The organism is Kordia sp., assembly GCF_045105435.1.
Lineage (GTDB): Bacteria > Bacteroidota > Bacteroidia > Flavobacteriales > Flavobacteriaceae > Kordia.
In genome coordinates, this window is record NZ_JBGCDL010000175.1 from 1 (window position 1) to 4,212 (window position 4,212).

Genomic DNA, 4,212 nt, shown 5'->3' on the forward strand with positions numbered 1-4,212 from the left:
GCGAAGTATTGATAAACTAAGATTTTTCAAATGAATTCCCCCAGAAACATTCCGCATAAAACCACGAACACGTTTCCATGAAAAACCTTTCATCTGAAATCGTTTTTGTTTAGCTCCAGCAATAAAAAATCCTCCTAAAACTAATACAAAAGCGCTAATGCGTGCAATTTTATACCAAGGCAATTCAATTCCAAATTGAATTACAAAAATGTTAAACCCGATGAGTCCAAAAACTACGGTAGCAATCAATTGTGCCATGTTTCCAAGAAAATTTAAACCTACAACACGTTTTCGTTCAAACTTCGGGAAATAGAGAGCTTTTGCGCCGTATTCACCAACACGATTTGGCGTAAATAGTGAAGCTGTTAATCCGCCTAAACTATGTGTAGTACTTTCCCATAGTGATATTGATTTTATAGAACTCACAAGTGTTTTCCATTTTACAACCTCTAAAAACCAATTCAAAAAAGTGGTTAGTACAAGTCCAAATATGACCAACGGTTCTAAAAGTTGAGAAGTTTCAAGCTGATTCCAAAAAGCATCAAAATCTAATTGTGTATTGTGCGCTAATTTGTCATAAATAAAATAGGCAGCGCCAATAAGTATCGCTACTTTTATTGCGAACGTAAAGAATTGCTTAGTTTTGTGAGATGCCAAAATCTGCATGCTACAAAGTAAAGCATTTCGGAATACAAATCATCATGGAGTTTGTTTATACAGTTTGAAAGAGATGAATCAAGAGAAAAAACCGATAAAAACAGAAAAAATTATATTGGGAATTGATCCAGGAACTACGATTATGGGTTTTGGATTGATTAAAGTTGTTGGAAAGAAAATGCACTTTTTACAACTCAACGAATTGCAACTTCAAAAATACAAAGATCATTACTTAAAGTTGAAACTCATCTTTGAACGTACGATCGAATTGATTGACACATATAACCCTGATGAAATTGCAATTGAAGCACCATTTTTTGGTAAAAACGTACAATCCATGTTAAAACTTGGGCGCGCACAAGGTGTGGCAATGGCAGCAGGTTTATCGCGTGAAATACCCATCACAGAATATGCTCCCAAAAAAATAAAAATGGCAATTACTGGAAATGGAAATGCTAGCAAAGAGCAAGTTGCTAGAATGTTGCAAAGTTTGTTGAATTTAAAAACACTTCCCAAAAACCTAGATTCTACAGATGGTTTGGCGGCGGCTGTTTGTCACTTTTACAATTCTGGTAGAGTAGAAGTAGGGAAAAATTATTCAGGTTGGGCAAGTTTTGTAAAGCAAAATGAAAAGCGAGTTAAGAAGTAAGATGACACATTTTTTTAGAACACTTTTAGTTGGTTTTTTGTCAATACTGTTATTTTCCTGCGGGAATTTACTCAGTGATGAAGAAGTTCAAGAACGTTATCAAAAAGCAGTAGGTGCTAAAAATTGGAAAGCTGCCAAAGATCTGATTGATGAATATTTGAAACGAAAACCGGACGATATTCCAGCGTATTTTACAAGAGCCAGAATTGCCTCCAATGTTGCGCCGTTAGATGTAAAAGGTATTATTGCTGATTTAAATACCTATATAGATAAAACAACTGAAAACTCAGCAGCAACCATGTTTCGTTTTCAAGCGTATTTGCATGCTGGCGAATTTGAAAATGCATTGAAAGATATTGAAACCATCATTCAGCGACATGGGAGAAATCCTTTTTTATTGTCTTGGAAAGCAAACTGTGCATTTTTAGCACAAAAATTTGATCTCGCAGCAAAAATCTATGAACAGCGTACCAAAATGCCTGGTACGTATGAAGAAGTTCGAAACAATTACTATTACATGATTTTTTCGAAACATTTAGGGAGCAACAAAGAAGGTGCTATGTGGGACACTGCTTTTTTGGACAATCGTGGTTTTGAACAAGATACGTTGTTGTTAAAGGCATTAATGAGTGATGAAATAAAATTTGAAGAATTAGCAAGTTTTGAATTGCCAAAATTGACCATTGAAGAATTGGAAAGTATTATTAAAAATGATTGCGATGAATTCGATTTGTTTCCCGATAAAGACTATCGTCGTGCGGAAATAATGAATGAAATTGCTAGAGAACCAAGAACTGAAGATTTAGAAGCATTATTACCAAAAAAAGAGGAAGTGTACATATTAAATCTTGCAGCGAATGGATACAAAGAGCTTCCAAAAACGCTATTGAAATTTAAAAATGTACAAATCTTAAATTTATCAGCAAATAAATTTACAGATATAGAAAAAACGATAGAAAACTTAAGTCAACTTCCAAATTTAAGAATACTCATATTGAATAGTTGTGGAATTAAGAAATTACCAGAAAATATACAACTCTTAGATCAATTACTGATTTTAAGTTTGTATAGAAATGGTTTTAAAAAATTGCCAGAATCTATTGGAGAATTGCGAAACTTAAAAATGTTAGATGTTGGTAATAACAGAAAATTGACAACACTACCAAAAAGCATTCAAAAATTACAGTGTTTGCAAATATTAAAAATTTCGCAAATAAAATTAACACATTTGCCAGCTGAGGTTGCACTCTGTTCACAGCTTGTTATTTTGGAGGCAAATCGCAGTCATATAAAAACCTTACCAGAAAATATTGGAGATTTAATTAATCTTCGAAATTTAAGTATTCATAATAATAATCTTGAAAAATTACCCCAATCTTTTGGGAATTTGGAAGTATTACAGCACTTAACACTAGGTTCAAATCGCCTGAAAGGCTTGCCAAAATCGTTTAAAAACTTAGACAATTTAGCGCGCATATCTTTAGATGGTAATCGTTTCGAAACCTTTCCAAAAGAACTAGAATCTCTGAAAAGTGTATATAGTATCATTGTGCACGATACGCCAATTAAAAGTATTCCGTATTCAATTGCTGATAATCCAACTTTAGATCGCATTATTGTAAATCCAAGATACATTTCACAAAAAAATATAGATTCGCTTAAAGCAATCAATCCAAAATTATACGTAATTCCGCAAAAATAATTGGCACAAAAAACCAATCACTTTTATGAATGATAAAATAGAATTTTGTAAAACCTGTACGAACAGATCATTTTCTTCTTCAAAAGGAATTATGTGCGGATTGACAAATGAAAAGCCGACCTTTGTATTGAGTTGTTCCGATTATGAAAGAGATATCAAGGAAGAAAAGAAAATTGCGGATCGTCAGGCAATAATAGATGCAGGAGAAATATATGATGATAAAGGAAAACCGATGCCAACATGGCGAATTGTGTTGAGTGTAATCATTTTTCTTATAGTCATTGCGCGTCTTGCAATGCGTTGTTCTAAACTCTAAAATGTCAAGGTTATCGCTGGAATTTATATACATATCCCGTTTTGTAAACAAGCATGTCACTATTGTGATTTTCACTTTTCTACGTCTTTGACGAAGAAAAATGCAATGATTAGCGCTTTGCAGAAAGAATTGGAGTTGCGTCAAGCGGAATTGTCTCATGCAACCATTGAAACTATTTACTTTGGAGGTGGAACACCAAGTGTACTTTCGTTAGAAGAAATCAATCAAATTTTAGAAACGGTTCATGCGAATTATACAGTTTCCGAAAGTCCAGAAATTACCTTAGAAGCAAATCCGGATGATTTAACGGAAGCTAAGATTTTAGAATTATCTAAGTCGCAAATAAATCGATTAAGTATCGGGATTCAATCGTTTTATGATGAACATTTATCAATGATGAATCGTGCACATAATAGTACAGAAGCTAAAAAGTGTCTAGAATTTGCCACACAGTATTTTGATAATATTACGATCGATTTGATTTACGGTGTGCCGAATATGACGATGGAACAATGGAAAACCAATTTGGAAACGGTTTTTAACTTCGGAATCAATCATATATCAAGTTATGCCCTTACGGTAGAACCGAAAACTGCGTTGGAAAAATTCATCCGACAAGGGAAATTTGCAGATATTTCTGAAGAAGAATCGCTGGCACATTTTAATATATTGGTAGAAGAAACTCAAAAACAAGGATTCATACACTACGAAATTTCTAATTTTGGAAAACCAAACTATTTTTCCAAACACAACACTTCGTACTGGAAAGGCGCAAGCTATCTCGGTATTGGACCGAGTGCGCATTCGTTTCAAAAAGGCAGTAGAAGCTGGAATGTTTCAAACAATATAAAATACATAAAAAGTATAGAAGAAGACGTGCTTCCAATC

Annotated in this window: 5 protein-coding genes; 4 read left to right on the plus strand and 1 reads right to left on the minus strand. The window is 33.6% G+C overall.

Features of this window, described 5'->3' with window-relative positions:
- Nucleotides 1–666, minus strand: a 666-nt coding sequence (locus AB8B65_RS09335; RefSeq protein WP_405300686.1) for a lysylphosphatidylglycerol synthase domain-containing protein, incomplete at its 3' end; no start/stop codon positions are given.
- Nucleotides 667–751: 85 nt separating this feature from the next.
- Between AB8B65_RS09335 and ruvC the strand changes: the two genes are divergently transcribed.
- The 4 genes from ruvC to hemW all read left to right on the plus strand — a co-directional run.
- Nucleotides 752–1,306, plus strand: coding sequence for a crossover junction endodeoxyribonuclease RuvC (ruvC, locus tag AB8B65_RS09340; protein WP_405300689.1), 555 nt, complete (start codon nt 752–754; stop codon nt 1,304–1,306).
- Complete coding sequence (locus AB8B65_RS09345; RefSeq protein ID WP_405300687.1) at nt 1,284–3,008, plus strand: hypothetical protein; 1,725 nt, start codon at nt 1,284–1,286, stop codon at nt 3,006–3,008. Before ruvC ends, AB8B65_RS09345 begins: the two co-directional genes overlap by 23 nt.
- A gap of 25 nt (nt 3,009–3,033) precedes the next feature.
- Nucleotides 3,034–3,324 carry a hypothetical protein gene (locus AB8B65_RS09350; RefSeq protein ID WP_405300688.1) on the plus strand — a complete coding sequence of 97 codons (291 nt, stop codon included), beginning with the start codon at nt 3,034–3,036 and terminating at the stop codon, nt 3,322–3,324.
- Nucleotides 3,325–3,336: 12 nt separating this feature from the next.
- Nucleotides 3,337–4,212, plus strand: an 876-nt coding sequence (gene hemW, locus AB8B65_RS09355; RefSeq protein ID WP_405300690.1) for a radical SAM family heme chaperone HemW, incomplete at its 3' end; no start/stop codon positions are given.